Here is a 21604-nt window from a genome sequence, read left to right on the forward strand (position 1 = left end):
ATCCGGGAAAAATGTTTAAGTTCGGTTAAAAAACCGCTTCTTGGTTCCAGTTGTCAAAGAACGGTGTTTCTAGAAATAATTGCGACACAGTCTGAATACTTAATAATTAAATCTTAAACTAAATCATGGTACCTATATTAATAAACTTCCTTACGTTTAGTGCTTAGTGCTTTGACCTTAGTGCTTGTTTCAAATTTAGTGCTTAGTTATTAGTCGTTGCATTAAACTAAAGTTATACTATCTTCGCTGTCCTGTTCAGTCAGTCGAATCTCAACGACTTCTTTAAACGAAGTCGGGATATTTTTTCCGACATAATCAGCATGAATAGGGAGCTGCTTATGACCTCTATCTATAAGCACCAGGAGCTGTATTTTTTTTGGTCTTCCAAGATCAAGAAGAGCGTCTATTGCCGCTCTGGTACTTCTTCCGGTATACAAGACATCATCAACCAGGATGATATTCTTCCCGTCTATACTGAATTTTACATCGGTAGGTTGCGCATCCTTTGCAATCTTCAAACCCACGTCATCTCTATAGAAAGTAATATCGATTGCTCCGACAGGAATAGTCTTCCCGCTTATCTTTTCTATGCGAGAAGCTATCCTCGCCGCAATATGGTCTCCACGGCTTCTTATACCAACAAGCGCTATCTCATCCAAATTATCGTTCTTTTCTATCACTTCATGAGCCAAACGCGCCAGAGTCTTACCGAGACCGTCCTTATCCATTATCTTTTTTGACATAGAAACCCTCCCACGCAAGAGATTACGCATCCGCCAGTAATTTTAGGCGGATTTTTCGATAAGATTAAAAGGCTGATTGCGCTGATACAAATCAAAAAAAAAGCCCTTCTAACGGAGTTTTCCGTTAAAAAGGCACTCATATTTCCCAAACAAACTACTTTCATCTGACTCCTTGCCAACCTCTCGGTGTTGGATTTAAAGGTAGTGTAATATATCAGTTTTATTGTGGAATTGTCAAGTTGTTTTTGATCAGTTGCTTTTTGATCAGTCTGCTTTACAGTCTTTTTTTAGCTATAGCAGAGTTTCCTCAATACAGTAAAAGAATAACCTCCTCAACAATTATGCACTTAATATTTTTTTGTTTGACATTCTGATTTATTCTGTTAAAATACAATATGAAAAACTTTCAAAATTTGTCAGAGTTCTACTTAAAGCAGCTTCTTAACGATACTATTCCTTTCTGGGAAAAGTACTCTCTTGATAAAAAATACGGAGGGTATTTCACTTGTATTGACCGTAATGGAAGAGTTTACGATACGGACAAATTCATGTGGCTCCAAGGCCGTCAGCTTTGGACGTTCTCAATGCTCTACAATCGCCTTGAAAAACGCGAAAGCTGGTTAAATATTGCAAAATCCGGAGCTGATTTTATACTAAAACACGGGAGAGACAAAAAAGGCAACTGGTATTTCTCCTTGAACCAAAAAGGAACACCTCTCACTCATCCTTACAATATATTCTCGGATTGCTTTGCTTGCATGGGACTGGCACAGTATTCAATGGCAGCCGGGGATAAGAAAGCTGAAAGGGTTGCTCTTGAGACGTTTTATAATATTTTAAAGAAACGGGGAAATCCGGCAGGACAATATTCAAAAGCTTACCCCGGCACAAGACCCCTTATGTCTTTTGCGATACCAATGATATTAAGCAATCTGGTGCTTGAACTTGAACCGTTACTTGATGAAAAACTTGTGGAAAGATCGATTGACGATGCCATAGACAATGTAATGAATATTTTTTATGACAAAAAAACAGGTCTGGTTTTTGAGTATGTTTCACCGGACGGTTCTCATTCAGACTCTTACAAAGGCCGCCTTATTAATCCCGGACATACGATTGAAGCAATGTGGTTTATGATGGACCTTTTCGAAAGAAGAAACGACCAAAAGAATATTGAAAAAGCCTGCGATATCGCGATGCGCACCCTGAAATTCGGCTGGGACAAAGAATTCGGCGGAATATATTATTTCATGGATGTAAAAGGAAACCCTGTAGAACAGCTTGAGTGGGACCAAAAACTCTGGTGGGTACACCTTGAAGCTCTGATAACATTAATCAAAGGTTACCGTCTTACCGGCAGAAAAGACATGCTAAAGTGGTTCGAAATAATCCACAACTACAGCTGGAAACACTTCCACGACGAAAAATACGGTGAATGGTACGGTTATTTAAACCGCAGAGGCGAAGTACTCCTTCCTTTAAAAGGCGGCAAGTGGAAAGGCTGTTATCATCTTCCCAGGGCTCAACTGGTAATTAGTAAAGAACTGGAAAGGTTGGCATAATAGACGTAGCACGTTCCACGTTGCTCATGTTACTCACGAAAAAAGAATAACTAGCCTCTCCTGATTTAGTGGACTATTTTTTATTGTGTTGCATCCCCTTTCCTATACTTCTGATAATCCGCATAAAGTTTCTGTGCGGCAAAAACACCAAGAGGTTTTTTGCTTCCGGGTTTATCCATTAAGCCGTGGACCTGATAGCAAAGTATTTTTTCAACAAAAGGAGCTTCATTTACCAGCTGTTTTTTTATTCTTTCTATGTCCGCAGGAATAAGACCGGACTTATAGACGTCACCCTCAAATTCGAAAACTTCCAGGTCTGTCCAGAGTTTGATATTTGTTTTGTCGTGGATCTCTTTTAGATTCTTATACATAGAAGTAGTATCTTCAGGTTTTCTCCACCTTACGCCAATACTGTCCTGATAAGCAACTATATCTACTCCTAGCCTTTGTAATTGTGAAATATACTTTTCATCATTAACCGGCTGTCCTGTAACATAAGGAGCGATAAGCACCGGTTTTTTAGATATTGTTTTTATATAGCGCGTAATTTTTTCAAGTTTGTCTACGCAAAGCTCTTCAAAATATGATTTTATACCGCTTTCATACGGAATGTACCAGCCTTTAAACGCCTTTAGCCCGCCATAACCTTCATCCAACTCTTTTATCAGCTTTTCGGATTTCTCCACCTGCCAATCTTCAGTCGGATAATCAACACACTGCTCGGTTACCCAGCCTACTCCCACAAAAACATTCATATTCAGTTCGCCTGCCTGCTCTAACACCGCTTTTAAAGCATCAGTAGCTTTAATCTCATATTTCGGGAATAACTTTGACTTAAAAAAAGACTTACCGTGGAGAGAAACTGCCATTATTACAACCGTATCAATACCGAGTTCCTTCATCTCCCGTATCTTTAATTTCCAATCTTCATCGGTAAAGAGAGCGGTTTTATCCACCCAATATTTCCCGTCAAAAGCAGAATGATGTTTAAAATCAAAGAATGAACCTGTGATCACCGGCTTTATCATATTTCTCCTTTTCCATTTCCAGTTCTGTAAAAAAGCGGCAGGGAAAATATTCCCCTGCCGCCGGAAAAAACTTTTTTACTTAAGTATTATCCTTGCATCTGCGAGCTTACAACCCTGTCCTTTTGCATGTACAATGATCGGATTCATATCCACCTCTGCTATATCTTCACATTCCATCATCAACTGGGAAAGACGGCAGATGCAATCAGCTATGGCATCCGTATCACAGGCCGGTTTACCTCTTACACCTTCCAGAATTTTATAGGTTTTTACCGATCTTATCATCTTCTGTGCCATTGAAAGCCTGACAGGTGCAATAGAGAAGCTCACATCTTTCATAACTTCGACAAAAGAACCGCCCAACCCGAACATAATAAGAGGGCCAAAGGAATCATCTCTTTTGGCTCCGACTATTACTTCCTCTCCGCGTTTCGCGCACTGCTGTATATTTACACCCCAGATCTTTGCTTCAGGTTTAAGAATTTTTACATTCTGCATCATCTCAGCATATGCGCCCTTTACTTCGAGTTCAGACTCCAAACCGACTTTTACACCTTTTACATCTATTTTATGAATAATATCCGGAGACACGATCTTCATCACAACCGGATAACCTATTTCATTTGCGCGTTTTGCCGCCTCTTCAGAGGTAGGGCAGAGAAAGGATTTAAGCGTGGGAAACCCATACGCATTAAAAACTTCCAAAGATTCAAGTTCAGGAAGATATTTCCTTCCGTCTTTTTTTGCTTTCTCAATTACTTTAAGCGCCGCCGCTTTGTCAGCCTTAAACTGAATGACCTCTGTCTTTGGAGCAAAAACATTCTGACCATATTTATACATAACAGACATCGTCATTGCAGCTTCTTCCGGGAATCTGTAAACAGGGATATTGTTTTCTTTTAATATATCAATACCCTTTGAAACATCTACTATACCCATAAAGCAAGCCAGAACGGGTATCTTGGTACCTTTGACACACTTTACTACCGACGTCGCAATCTCTTCAACATCAGTTACAGACTGAGGTGTTAGAAGTACAATTACACAGTCCACATTTTTGTCTTTCATTATATGCTCAAGCGCCCATTCATACCGGTCATGCTGGGCATCCCCTATAACATCAATCGGATTATTAAAATTTGAAGTCGGCGGAAGTTTTTTTCTCAGTTCGGTAATAGTTGCAGGATCCAGTTTGGCAAGTTGCAATCCAAATTTAATTGCTGCATCGGTCGTCATGATTCCGGGACCACCCGCATTAGTCACAATACATACTCTATTTCCTCTGGGTATGGGCATGTGCGCAAAAGCCAGGGAAACGTCAAGCAGTTCTTCTACGGTATTTGCCCGTATCACCCCGCATTGATTAAATAAAGCTTCATACATTTCATCTGAGCCGGCAAGCGCTCCGGTATGGGAAGAGGCGGCTTTTGCACCTTCTGCCGTTCTTCCGGATTTCATCGCAACTATAGGTTTCATATTATTTACATCGTCATTGATCTCACTGGCAACCTTTAAAAACTCTCTAGGGTTGGACATATCTTCAACATACATGATTATCACCTTGGTAACCGGGTCATCCTTAAGATATTTCAACAGGTCCATTTCTTTAAGTCCTGCTTTATTGCCCATAGAGACGAACTTGGAAAACCCGATATTTAAACCTTTAGCATAATCAAGTATCGCCGTGCCCAAAGCGCCTGACTGAGTAATAAAGGCAATATTCCCGGGCTTGGGCATAAACTTCCCGAAAGCCGCATTCATTGAAGACTTTGAATCCGGATTGATAACACCCAGACAATTAGGTCCAATCAATGCCATATCATATTTTTTTATTATTTCCACAACCTGTTTTTCAAGAACCACCCCTTCCCCTCCGACTTCTTTAAATCCAGCCGAGATAATAATAATACCTTTAATCCCTTTCTTTCCGCATTCTTCCAATGAAGCCGGAATATAATTGGAAGGAATAACAATTATGGCCAGATCAACGCTATCAGGTATCGAAGTTACGGATGGATAGCATTTTACACCGAGTATAGATTCGGCTTTTGGATTCACAGGATAAAGGATCCCTTTATATCCGCCCTCTATGAGATTAGTGAAAATAGTACGACTCAGCGTATTTTCCTTGGTTGAAGCCCCGATCAGCGCAATAGACTTCGGATAGAATACTTTATCCGCGTTTTCTAACATATTATGCTCCTTTCAAGCAATAAATTTCTCTCTGTTATTAAGTTCTTTTTCCAAAGTCTCCAAATCCACCTTTATGCATTTCGCTGTAGAGGTTGCGATCAACTCCCCGCTCTCAGAAACAGCTGAACCTTTCACGAATATTATATTCCTGACTTCTTTTTCTATTTCGGCTGAAAAAACTATTTTCTCTCCTACCATTGCAGGGTTTCGAAGACGGATATTCAGTTCCGCACTGACTACAGGACTATTGTATTTTTTCCAGGGCAGGTTTACCATAACCTCGTCAAGTACCAATGAAAGCATTCCGCCATGCACGACATTAGAATAACCTTGGAATTTCTTAGGAAAAGTATATTCGGTGAATATTTTCTCGCCTTCCACTTTGAAGTCCAGCTTAAGCCCGTCGTGATTATTTTTTCCGCAGGCAAAACAAAAATGATCATCTCTCCAGGACATTTAACTACCAACCTTTGAATCATCCAATCAGACAAGGAATATAACTATCAATAAGCCACATATTTTGGTGGGCAGGGAAGGATTCGAACCTTCGAAGGCTAACAGCCGATAGATTTACAGTCTATTGCGATTGACCAACTCCGCAACCTGCCCAAAACAAATAACGTCTAAAAGTCCATAATGTCTATAAAGTCCAAAGTCTTACATTTAATGTATTATTATTTATTTCAAAAGCAAATAACACTGAAAAACAGAGAAACTGCAAATAAATAGTAATTGACCTTCTATTGTTCTACTTTCCATTGTTCAATTGCTCTCCAGATTTTTTGCTGCGCAGCAAATCTGGAGCGGGAGACGGGGATCGAACCCGCGACATTCAGTTTGGAAAACTGATACTCTACCAACTGAGCTACTCCCGCGTTTTTTATAATTCCTTTATTTCAAATACTTCTGCTTCCCGGCTCTATCAGTTTTTCATATTTAGGAAAACTGTACTCTGCTCGTTTGCCGCTCAGGGAAAACCGACTCCCTTCTCACTCGCAAGTATACCCACTTATTATCCGTTTACATTTTGGGAGGTAACACTCTACCAACTGAGCCTTGCCATATACCTGAACACAGTGAATGGTTTATGGTACTCCCGCATAAGAACAATGACAAATTAAACACCAACGATGAATATTCTAGCATTTAAAAGGCTTTTAGTAAAGTCAAAACTATAGTTAAAAATTAAACTGTTTTTGCCAAAACGCTCTGTGTGTCATTGGCGAAATTAAGGATAAAAACATTATCGTCAATATTATTTTTTGCATTTATCACTCCTTTTTCTTATTGAACATTGCCTTTTACATTTGCTTTTATTTCCAACATTTCGGGATTATCATACCACCCGCCAGTTCCATCAAATCTTGTAACATTCTTATTACTTTTTGATATTGGCTCTTCCGGTATCTGTTCTATGTATTTTGGGATTAAGGCATCTAAATTAACCGGCCGCTTGCCATTATTTTCACTATAATAAATAGATACAGCAGCTAATATTGCCGCTCTATTACCTTTTGTCGCACCTTTTCTGGCTTCATCAAGAGTCTTGGCGATATACGGAATACCCAAAACCATAATAACGAATAATCCAACAAATAAAGCAATAATTAATATCTTCTTCCTCATCTCTCTCCTTGTTATCACTACTCAATAAACTATTAATATTTGGAGTATTCTGTGCCTTGTGAATTGAATGCTCTTCTTGTTTAGGAGAATTATTATTTTTATCTTCAGAAAGAGAACTTTTATCACGCTTGTTTGTCTTGAAAACCCTTCTCTTTCTCATCTACCCCCCTGTTTGGTTACTTAATAATTTCCCAATACCCTTCTTTTCTGCCTCCACGCCTTTTTATTATTTTAGCTCTAACCAATTCTGCCAAATGATACTTTATTCCATCTTCAGTTATCCCCCCAATTTTACTGGCAAGGTCTTTTCTTGTTATTTTGGGATTTTGTTTTATTAAATCCAGTATTTTTTGGGCAGTCTTATGGGTAGTCTGTTCAGAAACACTACCCATAACATCTTTCCTTTTAAAAACAGTAAAGAACTGCCGTCCTATTTCTTCAAAATCGGCAGTCGGTTCTTTGGACAAGATTAACTTTATTCCCCTTCCCCATCTTTCAACAAAATGAACACGATGGAACATATCAGCAAGAAGTTTCGTTTCTTCTTTCTGAAGATTTACATTTTCTAATTTTGGCTATCGTCAGCCCTCCGTAAAGAAGACCAGGACTCCTAATCTCAAGACGGTCTCTGAATATAGCGACGTGAACCGAGTCATCATTATAATAATCCCTGTGGCAGAACGCATTGATTACCGCTTCCCTGGATGCCGCTTTATCAATTTCTGGGACGTCTACTCTTTTAAAACCTTCAAGACGCATTCCGACGTTTATATGCTCAAGGATATATTCCTCAGCTCTTTGTATTAGTGTGAAAAGGTCTCCCTCAAAATCTTTCATATCAATAGGCGTGACGGTATCTGTAGTGGCAAATACACCACACCTTAACTTGGCATTTCTGAGAAAATTCTGCGGCTTCTTGCCAAAAAGTATAATGGCTGTATTCAAAAGCTTTCCCTGCCGAAGAAGGTTCAATTTGCTCAGAGAGTTCTTTATATCGTCATATTTAAGACCAAACGATTTAAGGAATACTTTCAACTTGTTAGGGCTTATATCGCTCAACTTTGCATCAGGACAGACTTCAGAATCCCATTTAAACTTGTCTTTATTCTTTTCAAGGATAAAGTTTTCCAGTTCTTTGGCACTCATCTTCCTGTCTTCATCCTCGACTCTGATATATGCCCTGCCGTAAACATAATATGGCGTTTCTTTTCCTTTGAAATGGACTTTGATGCAGGACTTGCCTTTTAGTTTAATCTTTGTAATTGATGGATATATTTTAGATTCAATGCCGTTGGCTACTTCCCTGGATATGTCTCTGATGGTTTCCGAGCCGATTTGCTGACCAACTGCTTCCCCGTCGTTTTTTACGCCAAAATATAATTCACCTGCCTGATGTTTATTTAAAATAGCAACAATGGATATAACCGCTTCTTTTAATTCAGAGGTGGATTTTTTAAACTCCAACGCCTCCGATTCTCTCCAACCCATAGTAACTCCATGTAAATAAATCCATATTTTTTACGGTTCAAATCCTTTACTATCCAATGAGTATTATGTATTATTTTACCAATTTTATAAAGAATTTTGTCAAGAATGTCAAGCCAAAGTAAGAATGTCCGGTTTTTAACGGGTTTCGCAAGAAATGTCTCGATTGACTTTTGAGTTTAAATAATATATCATTTGTTAAATGAAAAAAACAAACAATATATCGAGATATTTAAGTATTTTAGCCTTTATATTTCCTCTATCTATATATATATTAACAGCATGTCCGACAGTTTACGTGGGCGATTCAGGAGAAATGATAACGGCCGCTTATTATCTGGGAATACCACACCCTCCGGGATATCCCCTTTACACAATGTTTGGAAAGCTCATGAGCACTCTCCCTTTATTCACAATCGCATATAGAGTCAACCTGACTGCATCATTCTTTGGCGCACTATCAATACTCTTTTCTTATCTCCTTTTCAGAAATATTTCCTGTATATTCTTTAGAGAGACACGGGAAAAATCACCGGCAATTATGGATATAGCAGCATTCTTATCGGCCATTTCTATCGCTTTCTCTTTCACCTTCTGGAATCAATCACTAATAACTAAAGGCGGACTTTACACCCTGAATTTACTCATAATAATTCTGGCACTCCATATACTCCTTCGTATTAGTGTTGAAGCCAAGCATCTTAACATGAAAAACTTCGTCTTACTTGGTGTGATTTGCGGGCTTGGTCTTGCTAATCACAATACAATGGTGCCATTGACCCTGTTTTTTGCGATATATACAGCCGGTGTTGTTTTCATTCAGGATAAAAAGAGAGCACTTGTCTGTCTGCCATTGATACTGATCACAGCACTTGTCTCCGCAGCAATACTATATCTTTACCTTATAGTAAGAGCTAACGCAGCCCCGGTAATTAACTGGGGAAATCCTGAGAACATGGAGAACCTGTTAAGACATATCTCAAGACAACAGTATCTTATAGTCGATCAGGGCAAAAGAACCATATCACATTTCTTCGTAGAACTCTACGGCTACGGACTTGCCGTCTTCAGCCAGAAGAACTTCCTGTTTATATTATTTCCTTTTGGAATATATTCCCTCTGGAAACATTCAAAAAAATATCTTTTATTAACCATTATGTTATTTCTTTTTACCAGCGCAGGTTTTGCCGTTTTCACTAATTTTTACTTAAACACTCACGATCTTTATATTGTTGATCCTTTTCTTATTCCATCGTTTTTTATGCTCTCACTCTTTTCTGTTATAGGATTATTTTTTATTATAGAAATACTTCTTCCAAAAAAGCTCCCTGTTTATGTACTTGTTTCAGTCATCGCAATTTTTTCTATTCTCTTAATACCTTTTAATTATTTCAAGTCAGATAAGAGCAAAAACTGGCTTGCTTTTAAATACGGAGCAAATCTTTTCAGAACAATAAAGAAAAACAGCACCTTATTTACAGCAGGAGATAATGCAACATTTATAACCTGTTATCTGTCTAAAGTAGAAAAGATCCGCCCCGACATAATAATCCGTGATGACACAGGGAATGTTTTTGACAATATTTATGGCAAGGATTTTCACGGTCTTGAGTTTGGCAATTATTATAAGCGTCTTAACGAAACACAATGGAAACTGATAAACGAAGCAATAACCCCGGTTTACTGTGTAACCGGAAGCAATCTAAATAATGCACCCGGTTTTCAAATGAAACCCGACGGCGTGCTTTTTAGAATAGTTAAAGATGCCGGGCAAAATATTGATACTTTTGATTTTTCCAAGTACGATACAAGCTCGTATGAAGACAATACTTTTTATAAGGATTTTTTGAACCGCGAACTTATATCCCTCTTTTACTTTTCAATGGCCGAAGTTGCTTTTGATACCGGTAACAAAAAAAGCGCTGAACACTATTACTTGAAATCCGAGGAATTCGGCGGCGACATGGCAACTACTCAGAATAACCTGGCAATATCTTACATAAGAAAAGAGTTCTATAAGAAAGCTATTGAACACGCTACAAAAGCTATAGATATTGATCCCAGATTTGCAGATGCCTACAACAATCTGGGGATTTCATACTATAAGTCCGGGAACTTTAAAGAGGCAATAACATATTACATCAAAGCTATAGAAACCGGGCCGAGAGACACATACCTTTATAACCTCGGGCAATTATATAGGGATGCAAATATGCCAGATGGAGCTATAGATGCTTATCAGAGAGCGCTTCTTATTAACCCCTACATACCCAAGGGTAATTATATTGTAGGGAATGCATATTTTGATAAAGGTGAATTTGACAAAGCAATTGAGTTTTACTTGAAAGGCCTCATTGTAGAACCGGACTCCTTTGAAATTTACACTAATCTCGGAGCTGTTTACGACAGAAAAAGCATGTTAAAGGAATCAGGAGATGCATTTAAAAAAGCAATTTTTCTAAATCCAAAACTCCCTGAAGCTAAGTACGGTCTTGGAAGTGTCCTTCAAAAACAAAAAGACTATGGAGCCGCCCTTAAGAACTATAGCGAAGCCGTAAGTATAAATCATAACTTTGCAGAGGGCTGGAATGCTCTGGGACTATTGCTAAATTCCACAGGCAACTACAAGGAAGCAGTAAACTGTTTCAAGAACCTGACAATACTTACGCCAAAAGACGTGGAGGCCTGGAACAATCTCGGGATTTCATACGGAAGCATTAATGAATTTAATGAGGCAATTAAAGCATGGGAGAAAGCGCTTTCATTAGACCCAAATTACAAAAACTCCAAACTAAACATCGAAAAAGTAAAGGGAATGATGAAATAGCAAAACACTTGGGATAAAATTCTAAATACAAAATAAGAATTTTAAGCAAATCTTTCATTGACTTACATTTCATTTAACAATTTATCAAGCCGGACAACATCTTGGAAATATCTTCAATATCCTTTTTCAGTTCTTCATTTTTGACGTTATCAATAAGTTCTTTACGCTTACAAATCTCTAAAATTGGAACACATTCAAATGCGGAGCCTCTTGATATTCTAAAGAAACTTGCCCTATCCAGTTTATGATACCTGCCATTACCCTCTGCAATATTTGCAGCAATTGAAAGTGAAGCTCTGTTAAGCTGATCTGCCAAATAATAGTTACCTCTCTGAAAATTCCTGGTTAGATCGCCGATTTTACCTGCAAAATCAACAGACTTTCTATATACATCCAGTTTTTCGAATAGGAAACCCATATTTTCACCCCTTTAAACGACGAATATAATCTGATAAATAGATACAAAGCCAAAAATCACATGAACTTGAAGAACATAAAACAAAAGACGAAAATCGAGAATCGAAAGTTGACCGAATCTCGACTATCGATTTTCTACTTATATCATGCTACTTTTAAAAGAACTCAAAACAAATACAGAACAACAAACCGAGAATCGAAAATCGAGAGTTGACCGAATCGATATATTTCTCGAATCTCGACTATCGATTCTCTACCAATTTAAAGCTTAGCTTTAAATTGGTGGAGGTGGCGGGAATCGAACCCGCGTCCGAAAGTACATTCACGAAGATTACTACCTGCATAGCCCGTGATTAAGGCTTCGCCTGTCCGGCTTTCACGGACGAAATCCGTTCAAGCTAGCTCAAGAACTTTCTCGCCCCTAAACCCCGGAGCACAGTTTAGATAGCCAGCCTACTAATGGCGTTCAGCCGGCCTCGTAGGCGAAGACCGGGGAACGTGACAGCTTAAGCTGCCAGCGCTAAATTTGAGTTAGCGTTTGTGTTTTGCCGCCTGTTTTAAGAAGGTTGACGGCACCTCTGCAGGCAATCCGCGCTTCAATACCCCCGTCGAATCCATGCACCCCCAGGGACTTCAAATTCTAAGAACTAAATTCTAAATCCTAAACAAAATCTTTGTATTTATATTAATAAACTTCCCTTTTAGTGATTAATGCTTTAATTTTATTTTCTTTATTTAGTGCTTAGAGCTTTTACCTTAGTGCTTGTTTTAATTATATCACATAACATCTAATATTCCAGTAGAAATTGAAAGTTTTTTATGCTAATTTAATGATTATGACTAAAAAGAAAAGTATTGCAGGAGTAATTGTTTTTTTAGTATCACTGACTGTTTACCTTGCCACGGTCTGTCCGACAGTATATGTCGGTGATTCCGGAGAGATGATAACTGCAGCTTTTTTCCTGGGTATCCCCCACCCTCCAGGTTATCCTCTTTTTTGCCTGATAGGAAAAGCACTTTCCTTTCTTCCTATTTCCACTATTGCTTATAGAATCAACCTTGTAGCAGTTCTTTTCGGAGCCTTGACGGTCAGTATACTTTTTCAGTTTTTAAGTAAGCTTTTTCTTGATCTTGGTCAAAAAGGTCAAATATTCCCTTTAGCTTGTGCTTTACTTTTTGCTTTTTCAAAAACCTTCTGGGCACAGGCACTCATGGCAAAAGGCGCGCTTTATACAATAAATGCTTTCTTTATAATTACTCTTATCTATATGATTTATTCCAACAGAAATAATATGACCAAAATTAACTTAATTTTGATAGCACTGGTCAACGGACTCGGACTTGCAAATCATAACACTATAGCCCCGCTTTCTTTTTTATTTTTACTCTATGCCGTATCGTACTCAAAATCCATCAAACAGGCAATATCATACAGTTTGATATACGCAGGCACTGCAATTTTTTCAGCATTATTAATATATATGTACCTTCCTATCAGATCCGCCGGAAATCCTGTTATAGACTGGGGACATCCGGCATCTTTTTATGGTTTTTTAAATCATGTCCTTAGAAAACAATACAGTTTTTTTGCGACTTCAGAAAGAAGTATTCCTTTATTTTTAGAACAGACAAGGTTTTACTTCAGTTATCTCTCAGACCAGATGACACCGATATTTGTTCTTATTGCCGTACCCGGAGCAGCGGCACTCTTCAAATTCTCAAAAAAACTATTTTCCATCCTGTTAATTACATTTTTATTGACAGGCTTCGGTTTATTACTTTTGAGCAATCCTCAAATGAACGCAATTGATAAATTCACTCTGGAAGTGTTCTTCATCCCCTCATATTTTGTTTTTACGGTCACAATACTGTTTGGCACTGGTTTAATACTTACAATATTAAAAAACAAATTGGCAGTTCCGATAATCACAGTAATTGCTCTTTTAAGTATTTTATTGGTTCTTAAAATAAATTACTTTGAAAACGATAAAAGTAATAACTTTATCTGTCATGATTACGGAGTAAATATACTCCGGTCTCCCGTCCCCGGCTCGACAGTTTTCGTTTCAGGAGATAACGGAACTTTCGCTGCTGCATATTTTAAATTTGTCGAAAAAGCAAGGCCGGACATTGAGGTTTATGATGATTATGGCAGAGTATTTAAAAATATTTACGGTCCTGATTTTTTATTTATGCCGGCAGGGGTTTATGAAAAACGTGTTACCCAGGTTCAAAGGGCTTTAATAAATACATCAATTAAACCCATATATTGCCTTGGCGGCAGCAGTATTTATGGTATGGACGATATACCTACGGTAAGCGAAGGTATACTTTACCGCGTTAAGAGCGCAAAAGCTATTGTCTTCCCCTTCCAGCCTTTACTGACCAAACGCGGACTTGACGACAAAAACATCTATCTTGATTATTGGTGCAAAGAAATAGCAGCCGGATATTATATGCTTGATGGCGACAGGTATTTTGAAAAAAAGAACCTTGAGGCAGCAAAAGCAAGCTATAAAAAAGCCGCCGAAATCGGCAGTGAAAGTTCAAATATCATGAGCTTGATAGGACTGGCCTTTGGGAAGTTCTCTATCGATGAGGCATTAACACTCTATAAAGAGACCGCAAATTCAACTTTGCGATCGCCCGAAATACTTAACAACTTAGGTGTTGCTTACTTTAAAAAAGGCCTTTATGACCAGTCTATATCCGCTTATGAAGAAGCTGTAAAGCTGGAGCCAAACTACTTTAAGTCTTATTTTAATATAGGTGTTTCTTTCAATTCCAAGGGAGACTTAAAGAAAGCTCTTGAGTATTTTGAAAAGACCATTCAAAAAAGCCCTGCGTATGTGGATGCTTACTATGGAACAGCAAATTGCTACTTTTTCCAAAAAGATTATGCAAACGCATTTAAATTTTATGTAAAAGCTACTGAGATAAATCCAGAGTTTGCAATAGGATATAATGGGGCTGCTGCAGCAATGCACTCCCTCGGAAAATATTCTGAAGCCGTTAAATACTACGAAAAAGCAATATCTTTCAAACCTGATTACATTGAAGCTTATGGTAATCTCTCAGGAGCTTATCAAGCCTTAGGTAACAAAGAAGGAGCTATCAGGACATTAAAAACAGCTTTAACTTACTTCCCCGATAATCAAGGAATCATACAGCAACTGAGAAGTCTGGGAGAGAGATACTAGTTCATAAAGTTTGTAAAGTTTTTAACGTTTATAAGGTCCAAATCTTTGAAAGATATTCTTTAAAAAATACTTGTTTTTCTTTACTTCTTTAAATTCAATATATGCCACCGCTAAAAATAACTTTACAAACCTTAAAAACCTTACAAACTTTATAAACTCTCACTTTACATACTTAATCGCTTCCCTTGCTCCCTTATGATCAGGTTTCAATTCCAATGTCTTCAACCAGCAGTTCTTTGCTTCAGCGAGTTTGTTTAGCTTTAAATATGCGACACCAAGATTATAATGCAGATCGGCCAGCCCCGGATTATATTTCACCGCCAACTCATATTCTTTTACTGCTTCGTTAACCATATTTTTATTGATATAAATATTCCCGAGATTTGCCCTTGCATAAGGATCGTTTGGCACGACCTGTAAAATACTCTTGTAAATCTTCTCAGCTTCAGGATACTTTCCTTGTTTTTCACAGGCGATAGCCAAACTCACATAAAGATCAGACTTTCCGGGATATTGTCTGAATAACTTTTCCAGAACCGGCAAAGCTTTCTCAAGATCTTTATCCTCGATATACATAAAAACCAAAGCCTGAAAACTTTCAGACTGCCCCAATTTTGCCGCCTCGAGGTAACTTTTTTTCGCCTCCTCACTTTTCCCCATTGCTGATAACGCAATACCCATATTATGGTAAGGAGCAGCAATGGCCGGAGAGTCTTTAACCGCCATTTTAAACTCCCTTACTGCATCTTCCAAACGGTTAAACGACAAGTAGGCATTGCCGAGATTATTTCTTCTCTCAAAAGAGGTCTTGTGAAGCTCTACGGCCTTTTCCATCTGCAATAAGTATTCATGGCTGCAGCTAAAACGTCCATAAACGGTTCCAATTTCATGCTGAACCCAATCCATATCATAAGCTATTTTTGCGGCAATATTGAGTTCACTTACCGCTTCTTCTTTTTTCCCTTTACTAAGAAAGGAATCTGCCGCGAATATATGATAACGGGCCAGCATATCCCTGTTAAAAATATCATATTTTTGCCAATCTGACGGATACTTAAAGCCGGGAATTGAAGTTTTTTGCCGCAAACCAAAACCACTGTCATTTATCCTGTACAATATTCCTTCAGCTGTTTTTTTAAAAGCTTTATTCGCAAACACCCCGCTCTCAATAGTGTGATATATAGGTCTGCCTGAATTTATTGCCGCTTTGAGATAGCCTTCTGCTTTCGCTGACATATAATTTTTGTAAACCACTCCCCTATCACTCTTTGTGAGCAAAGTTCTATACGTAGTACCGTTTTCATCACAAACTATAACATCAGGCCTGGCTTTTTCAACAAACTGCAAATATGCCAATTGATAAAGCGGTGTGTCCTCATTACCAAATATTATCGCGTTTTTTTCACAGGAATTTAAAGTGTCAACACCATAAGTATAGGCAAGATAATTATCACTTTTGTCATTAGCGCTATAATTTATCTTTAATAAGGAAATTGCGAAAAAAAGGATTGTGATGAGCAGAACAAATGATACAATTTTATTTTTATATTTGTCTTTTAACATAAATGCTCCAAAAACAATCCATAAAAGAACACACACATAAAGAGGAATAAAAAAAAGATTATTCACCTCCCTTGACGCTTGAGTGAGTTCAGAATTAAGAACAACAACAATACCTCCTGCAACAACAATAAATATCGCAAGGGTCATAAAAAACAAAGGTTTGATCAGTTTTGCCATATAATAGCAGCCCGCCGCGGCCAGAATAATCAGAACCACTGTATATTGTTTATTCAAAAGTATAAAAATATTTTTTAACTGGGAAAAAAACACTGAGAAGTTAAAAGCTGTCTGATTTAGAGAACCGTACTGCCGTCTTAAAATATGATCCAGCATTCCCTTTAAATCCGCCGGATTATTAGAATTGATAAGAGGGTATTCTAAAGCCCTTACAGGCAAATAGAGGTAAATAGTAAGTCCGGCAAGAAACAAAGATACACAACCGATAATTAGTTTTATTCTCTTAAATGTATTTCTATCAGCAAGCCAAATAAACAACAAAAAGCCCGGCAAAAACCCTATAGCTGTCTGATGGTTTGTAAGGCAGAGCCCGTAAAACAAAGAAGCAAGATACAGATATTTATCTTTTTTAGCATAATACCACAACACCATCTCATAACTGATGAGAATCAGGAAGAATATATTCAGTATATACAGAGCACCTTTTGCAGTCGTTGCCTGAGACCAAAAAGATTGTGAAAAAGCAAAAATAGCTGCAAAAAGAAAGGCAAATATCCCGGAACCTGAAATTATTTTTTTTAAAAGATGGAACAGGATAAATACCGTCAAAGCAGCAAAAAATACCGCCGTAAGATTAACCCTAAAAGCAATATTACTGACCGGTAAAAAACTAAACAGTTTCCCGATCAGGCAAAACAACGGATACCCCGGAGAATGAGGAATTCCCAAAAGATACGCCGCCGATATCAGCTCTCCCCCATCCCCGACATAAACCGTAGGGCAGGCGGTCGCAATATAAAGTGTCAGCGTTATCAAGAACAGGAAATAACCGAATAATTTTCGCATAAGAGACCTCAGATATAACCGTCCATAAAAGTCTGTAAAAGTCCGTAAAGGTCTATAAAGTCTTTTTTAAAGGAGCTATTTATTTGTCTATTTTGACATCTTTTTTCCCAACTGAAAATAAACACAAAACACCCTACGCAATTTTACTTTTCCCATAAAAACCTTTATCTATATCATCCTCTATATAGAATAACAACTCATTAATGTAAGACGTTAAAGACTTTTATGGACCTTCCGTTTTCCCATGAAAAACGCTTTCATAATCTCCCTACATTCTTCCTGCATTATTCCACCCTTAACTTTCACCCTGTGATTAAGTTTTTTGCTGTTTGCAATCCGGAAGACACTCTTCACTCCCCCCGTCTTTGGTTCTGCGGCGCCGTAAAAAAGATTATCCACCCGGGCCAGGACTAAAGCACCTGCGCACATAGCACAGGGTTCTAAAGTCACATAGATAGAACACCCGTTTAACCGTTCATTTTTTATTTTTTTGGCGGCTTTTCGAATTGCGAGTATCTCAGCATGAGCTGTCGGATCTTTTAATGCTTTAACTTTACTGTATGCGCGAGCGATAACTTTACCGTCTTTGACAATGAGAGCCCCTACAGGAACTTCATTATTCTTGTAACCTTTTTTGGCTTCCTTTAGAGCTTCACTCATAAAGCATTTCATTATATCGGACCGGTCAGACAGGGAAATAGCGCCATATATTTAAATCTTAAAACTTAGGGATTTGTATCCCTGATTCAGAGCTACGGTTATCGGCAACTGATTGCATGACGGCCCCCATAATTGCCTCGGGCCGGGAGAATTAAACAAATCAGTTTCAGCCCATCTTTTTCTGTTTTTTGCAAAATACTTAAAAGCCGGTGAATCAAGTTCTACCAAAGCTTTTTCTATAACAAGCTCTTCCTTTCCGTGTCTGATTTCCACATTTAAAAGAGCAGGCAACGGTATTGCCAGAATCTTTCCGCCTTTATCCAGTTCAGTAAAAGAAACAATATAACCGGTTTTACCGGAAAGCGCAAGCGCGCCCACCGCCAAACCTAAATTGTAAGTATAGGCAGCATCAAACAAAGAAGGCACCCCGCAACGCCCTTCATAACCAAAAAAATGATTAAGTGTCGCAAATTCTACTTCTGGTGCTTCTTTCTTAATATGTTTTTTTACCATATCAATAAGAAGTTTTTCCGTAGGAATCTGCGAAACCTGCAGATTGCCATGCGCATCTCTGTCGAAAAGCATCATCTCCTGGATATATTCAGGCAAAGAGGAAAACAATTTCATATTATCAGCCGCCAGTACACAGGAAAGAACATCCCTTTTTTCCGCCAAGTCTTTATTCTCAAGCTCTTGTTCATGTTCCGCAACAGCCATATTTAATTCTTTAAGCATCTTAGTCATTTCCGGAATAAACTCAATAATACCTTCCGGAACAACGACAACCCCGTAATTTTTACCTTTCATTGCCCTTTCAATAACTACTTTTGCAATATCATCTATTATTTGATCCAGGGACATATTCTTCTCTGCAATCTCTTCTGAGACCAGAGCAACCGCAGGCTTTGTCTGAAGAGCAACTTCGAGAGCCACATGACTCGCGGCCCTGCCCATAAGCTTTACGAAATGCCAGTACTTTTTTGAAGAGGGAGTATCCTGTAAAATATTTCCCACCATTTCAGCGTATACTTTCGTAGCAGTGTCAAAACCAAAGGATATTGGAAGGTTCTTTCCTATCTGTAAATCCCCGTCAATAGTCTTCGGGACCCCGATAACCTGAACCCCGCTGCCGTCTTCTTTAATATTTTCAAAAAGAAATTCCGCAAGAAATGCCGCATTAGTATTAGAATCATCTCCGCCTATTACCACCAGCGCATCAAGCCGGTGCTTCTTACAGGTCTGTTTTACAGCCTCAAATTGTTCCGGAGTTTTGATCTTAGTTCTATCCGAACCTAAAAAATCAAACCCGCCGGTATTTTTTATACGTTTGATGTCCTCAGGTTTTATCTCGAACAGATCCCCCTTTATCAGTCCTTTAGGCCCGGTTTTTACGCCAAGAAGCGTATTATCCTCACCCAGCATATCAAAAATACCAGCTACTACGTTATGACCGCCTGCCGCAGGTCCGCCGGAGAATAAAACAGCAACTCTTTTATTTTTGATCTTATCCTTGTTTGTTTTTGAAACGGCAAGCAGGATCTTATCCCCATTTGCTTTGACAACGTGAGGAGCCTTTGCCTGTACTTTAACAGGATCTTTAGATTTTACGGAAAGCCCTGAGGACTTCCAGCCTACCGGAGTAATTTTACCGGCTTTTAAAAACACCTTACAGACCGGTGTCTTAAGTTTTCTTACCTCATCTTCAAAAAGTGACTTACCCTTTTCCGTGCTATTTAAATATTGTTCAAGCGAAGCCATGACTTATTCCTCCTAAATATTTGATATTTTATTGCAGTTAAATTCAACTTTATTATACAGTTTTAAAGCTTTTTTTTCTATAAAAAATCAGTTAATATCTATTGTTTTAAGAAAGAGCATTTTTCGGCCTATTAAAAGCGCGCTTAAGCCACAGCCTGCGCCGCCTATGCATATTGTTACCGGCATTCCAAAAACATCTGCAAGTTTTCCCACCAGCAAACTTCCGAAAGGCTGCATTCCCATAAAAGCCATCGTATAGAGGCTCATTATTCTTCCCCTTTTATCTTCTTCGACTAAGGTCTGCAAAATAGTATTTGTTCCTGCAGCCTGCACCATCATCCCAAAACCGGCAATCACCAGGAATACTCCCGAACTCCATGCATTTTGAGCAAAAGAAAACATCATGAGTCCGGCACCAAATAGAACGGAAGAAAGAATAACTATCCTGCCCAAACCTTCAGTGCTCTTCCTGCTCCCGAGGTAAAGCGCCCCTGCCAAAGCTCCAAATCCCGCGGCAGCCATCAAAAAACCGAACATCTTAGGACCGCCCTTAAGTATCTCCCTCGAAAAAGCCGGCATCAAAACCTGATAAGGCATTGCAATAAGGCTAGCAATAGCAAGAAGCAGGAGGAGAGAACTGATTGTTTTATGTTTATAAGCGTAAGAAAAGCCTTCCTTAAATTCCGTAATTCCACTTTTATTGGTTCTCTTGAACTCACGCGGTTTTATCTTCATCATAAGAAGGCTTGATATAACAGCAACAAAACTTATAGCATTCAAAGAAAAGCACCATCCCTCTCCGACTGCGGCGATCAAAAGCCCCGCAACGGTAGGACCTATCAATCTTGCCCCGTTTACCATACTTGAGTTTAACGCAATAGCATTTCCCAGATCTTTTTTGTCTTCAACCATATTAACAACAAAAGACTGTCTAACCGGAATATCAAAGGAATTAATAAGCCCGAGAGAAATTCCGAGCAGAATAGTATGCCATACTTGAATGGTTCCCGTAAAAACAAGCACGGCGAATATAAAAGCCTGGATCATGGAAAGGATCTGGGTCAAAATAAGTATTTTATATCTGTCATACCTGTCGGCAACAACTCCGGCGAAAGGCGCCATTAAAAAGGTGGGTATCCTGCTTAAAAATCCTACAAGCCCGAGCATAAAAACAGAACCGGTAAGCCGATAAACCAGCCAGCTGACCGCAATCATTTGCAGCCAGGTCCCAATTAAAGAAATACTCTGTCCCATGAAAAAAAGTCTATAATTCCTGTATTTCAAAGTACGGAACAAGTAAATAAGGCTTTTCTTTGCGGAACTTTCTACAACGTCCATTAGCTTCCTTTATGAAAAATAATCACTGATGCAACACATAAGTCAGTTTACTGTTTACAGTAATTAAAATACTTTCCAACAGTAAACAGTAAACTTTTTTAACTTCGCATCCGCCTAGGTAGATTTGGCAAAGGCATTATGGTCAAATATCTATACCTTTGCTCAACTTCCGTCCTCGTCT

General features: G+C 38.5%; 14 protein-coding genes, 2 tRNA genes, 1 other RNA gene and 1 pseudogene. 3 read left to right on the forward strand and 15 right to left on the reverse strand.

The genetic code is table 11. The features are described 5' to 3' along the window. Positions 1-221: 221 nt before the first annotated feature. Together A2536_05840 and A2536_05845 are read right to left on the reverse strand one after the other, a co-directional pair. Entirely contained in the window at positions 222-743 is a 522-nt protein-coding gene (locus A2536_05840) for a bifunctional pyr operon transcriptional regulator/uracil phosphoribosyltransferase (protein OGF46115.1), read from the reverse strand. Next, on the reverse strand, positions 728-907 hold the full coding sequence (locus A2536_05845; GenBank protein ID OGF46116.1) for a hypothetical protein: 180 nt from the start codon (positions 905-907) through the stop codon (positions 728-730). Before A2536_05845 ends, A2536_05840 begins: the two co-directional genes overlap by 16 nt. A gap of 231 nt (positions 908-1138) precedes the next feature. Between A2536_05845 and A2536_05850 the strand changes: the two genes are divergently transcribed. Beyond that, a complete protein-coding gene (locus A2536_05850) occupies positions 1139-2305 on the forward strand; it encodes an N-acylglucosamine 2-epimerase (GenBank protein ID OGF46117.1) in 1167 nt (388 codons plus the stop codon). A gap of 80 nt (positions 2306-2385) precedes the next feature. Here the strand turns inward: A2536_05850 and A2536_05855 are convergent, their stop codons facing one another. The 7 genes and pseudogenes from A2536_05855 to A2536_05885 form a co-directional block, all read right to left on the reverse strand. Beyond that, complete coding sequence (locus A2536_05855; GenBank protein ID OGF46118.1) at positions 2386-3333, reverse strand: hypothetical protein; 948 nt, start codon at positions 3331-3333, stop codon at positions 2386-2388. 75 nt (positions 3334-3408) lie between these two features. Continuing rightward, complete coding sequence (locus A2536_05860; protein ID OGF46119.1) at positions 3409-5526, reverse strand: acyl-CoA synthetase; 2118 nt, start codon at positions 5524-5526, stop codon at positions 3409-3411. Between the two features lie 12 nt (positions 5527-5538). Continuing rightward, positions 5539-5982 carry a hypothetical protein gene (locus tag A2536_05865; GenBank protein ID OGF46120.1) on the reverse strand — a complete coding sequence of 148 codons (444 nt, stop codon included), beginning with the start codon at positions 5980-5982 and terminating at the stop codon, positions 5539-5541. 65 nt (positions 5983-6047) lie between these two features. Beyond that, positions 6048-6135: transfer RNA gene (locus A2536_05870), tRNA-Tyr, on the reverse strand. Between the two features lie 190 nt (positions 6136-6325). Beyond that, positions 6326-6401 (reverse strand) — tRNA-Gly (locus A2536_05875). 409 nt (positions 6402-6810) lie between these two features. After that, positions 6811-7152, reverse strand: a complete 342-nt coding sequence (locus tag A2536_05880) for a hypothetical protein (GenBank protein OGF46121.1) — start codon at positions 7150-7152, stop codon at positions 6811-6813. 176 nt (positions 7153-7328) lie between these two features. Further along, positions 7329-8640 (reverse strand): annotated as a pseudogene (locus A2536_05885) (ATP-dependent DNA helicase). A gap of 313 nt (positions 8641-8953) precedes the next feature. Between A2536_05885 and A2536_05890 the strand changes: the two are divergent. After that, positions 8954-11464, forward strand: coding sequence for a hypothetical protein (locus tag A2536_05890; GenBank protein ID OGF46122.1), 2511 nt, complete (start codon positions 8954-8956; stop codon positions 11462-11464). 73 nt (positions 11465-11537) lie between these two features. Here A2536_05890 and A2536_05895 read toward each other — a convergent pair whose 3' ends face one another. Together A2536_05895 and ssrA are read right to left on the reverse strand one after the other, a co-directional pair. After that, complete coding sequence (locus tag A2536_05895) at positions 11538-11882, reverse strand: four helix bundle protein (protein ID OGF46123.1); 345 nt, start codon at positions 11880-11882, stop codon at positions 11538-11540. A gap of 279 nt (positions 11883-12161) precedes the next feature. After that, positions 12162-12507, reverse strand: a transfer-messenger RNA (tmRNA) gene (gene ssrA / locus A2536_05900). Positions 12508-12687: 180 nt separating this feature from the next. On the opposite strand from ssrA, the gene A2536_05905 reads away from it, so the two are divergent. After that, positions 12688-15081, forward strand: coding sequence for a hypothetical protein (locus A2536_05905; GenBank protein OGF46124.1), 2394 nt, complete (start codon positions 12688-12690; stop codon positions 15079-15081). 159 nt (positions 15082-15240) lie between these two features. On the opposite strand, the gene A2536_05910 is transcribed toward A2536_05905, so the two are convergent. The 4 genes from A2536_05910 to A2536_05925 form a co-directional block, all read right to left on the reverse strand. Beyond that, entirely contained in the window at positions 15241-17667 is a 2427-nt protein-coding gene (locus A2536_05910) for a hypothetical protein (GenBank protein OGF46125.1), read from the reverse strand. Positions 17668-17880: 213 nt separating this feature from the next. Then, entirely contained in the window at positions 17881-18339 is a 459-nt protein-coding gene (locus A2536_05915) for a tRNA-specific adenosine deaminase (protein OGF46126.1), read from the reverse strand. A 39-nt stretch (positions 18340-18378) separates the two neighbouring features. Further along, entirely contained in the window at positions 18379-20085 is a 1707-nt protein-coding gene (locus A2536_05920; GenBank protein ID OGF46127.1) for a diphosphate--fructose-6-phosphate 1-phosphotransferase, read from the reverse strand. An 87-nt stretch (positions 20086-20172) separates the two neighbouring features. Continuing rightward, positions 20173-21423 carry an MFS transporter gene (locus tag A2536_05925; protein OGF46128.1) on the reverse strand — a complete coding sequence of 417 codons (1251 nt, stop codon included), beginning with the start codon at positions 21421-21423 and terminating at the stop codon, positions 20173-20175. Positions 21424-21604: the final 181 nt, after the last annotated feature.

This window comes from Candidatus Firestonebacteria bacterium RIFOXYD2_FULL_39_29 (assembly GCA_001778375.1).
Lineage (GTDB): Bacteria > Oederibacteriota > D2-FULL-39-29 > D2-FULL-39-29 > D2-FULL-39-29 > D2-FULL-39-29.

Coding starts and splice junctions, on each gene's coding strand:
- A2536_05840 (OGF46115.1), bottom strand. CDS start 743: ATGTCAAAAAAGATAATGGATAAGGACGGTCTCGGTAAGACTCTGGCG.
- A2536_05845 (OGF46116.1), bottom strand. CDS start 907: ATGAAAGTAGTTTGTTTGGGAAATATGAGTGCCTTTTTAACGGAAAAC.
- A2536_05850 (OGF46117.1), top strand. CDS start 1,139: ATGAAAAACTTTCAAAATTTGTCAGAGTTCTACTTAAAGCAGCTTCTT.
- A2536_05855 (OGF46118.1), bottom strand. CDS start 3,333: ATGATAAAGCCGGTGATCACAGGTTCATTCTTTGATTTTAAACATCAT.
- A2536_05860 (OGF46119.1), bottom strand. CDS start 5,526: ATGTTAGAAAACGCGGATAAAGTATTCTATCCGAAGTCTATTGCGCTG.
- A2536_05865 (OGF46120.1), bottom strand. CDS start 5,982: ATGTCCTGGAGAGATGATCATTTTTGTTTTGCCTGCGGAAAAAATAAT.
- A2536_05880 (OGF46121.1), bottom strand. CDS start 7,152: ATGAGGAAGAAGATATTAATTATTGCTTTATTTGTTGGATTATTCGTT.
- A2536_05890 (OGF46122.1), top strand. CDS start 8,954: ATGATAACGGCCGCTTATTATCTGGGAATACCACACCCTCCGGGATAT.
- A2536_05895 (OGF46123.1), bottom strand. CDS start 11,882: ATGGGTTTCCTATTCGAAAAACTGGATGTATATAGAAAGTCTGTTGAT.
- A2536_05910 (OGF46125.1), bottom strand. CDS start 17,667: ATGCGAAAATTATTCGGTTATTTCCTGTTCTTGATAACGCTGACACTT.
- A2536_05915 (OGF46126.1), bottom strand. CDS start 18,339: ATGAAATGCTTTATGAGTGAAGCTCTAAAGGAAGCCAAAAAAGGTTAC.
- A2536_05920 (OGF46127.1), bottom strand. CDS start 20,085: ATGGCTTCGCTTGAACAATATTTAAATAGCACGGAAAAGGGTAAGTCA.
- A2536_05925 (OGF46128.1), bottom strand. CDS start 21,423: ATGGACGTTGTAGAAAGTTCCGCAAAGAAAAGCCTTATTTACTTGTTC.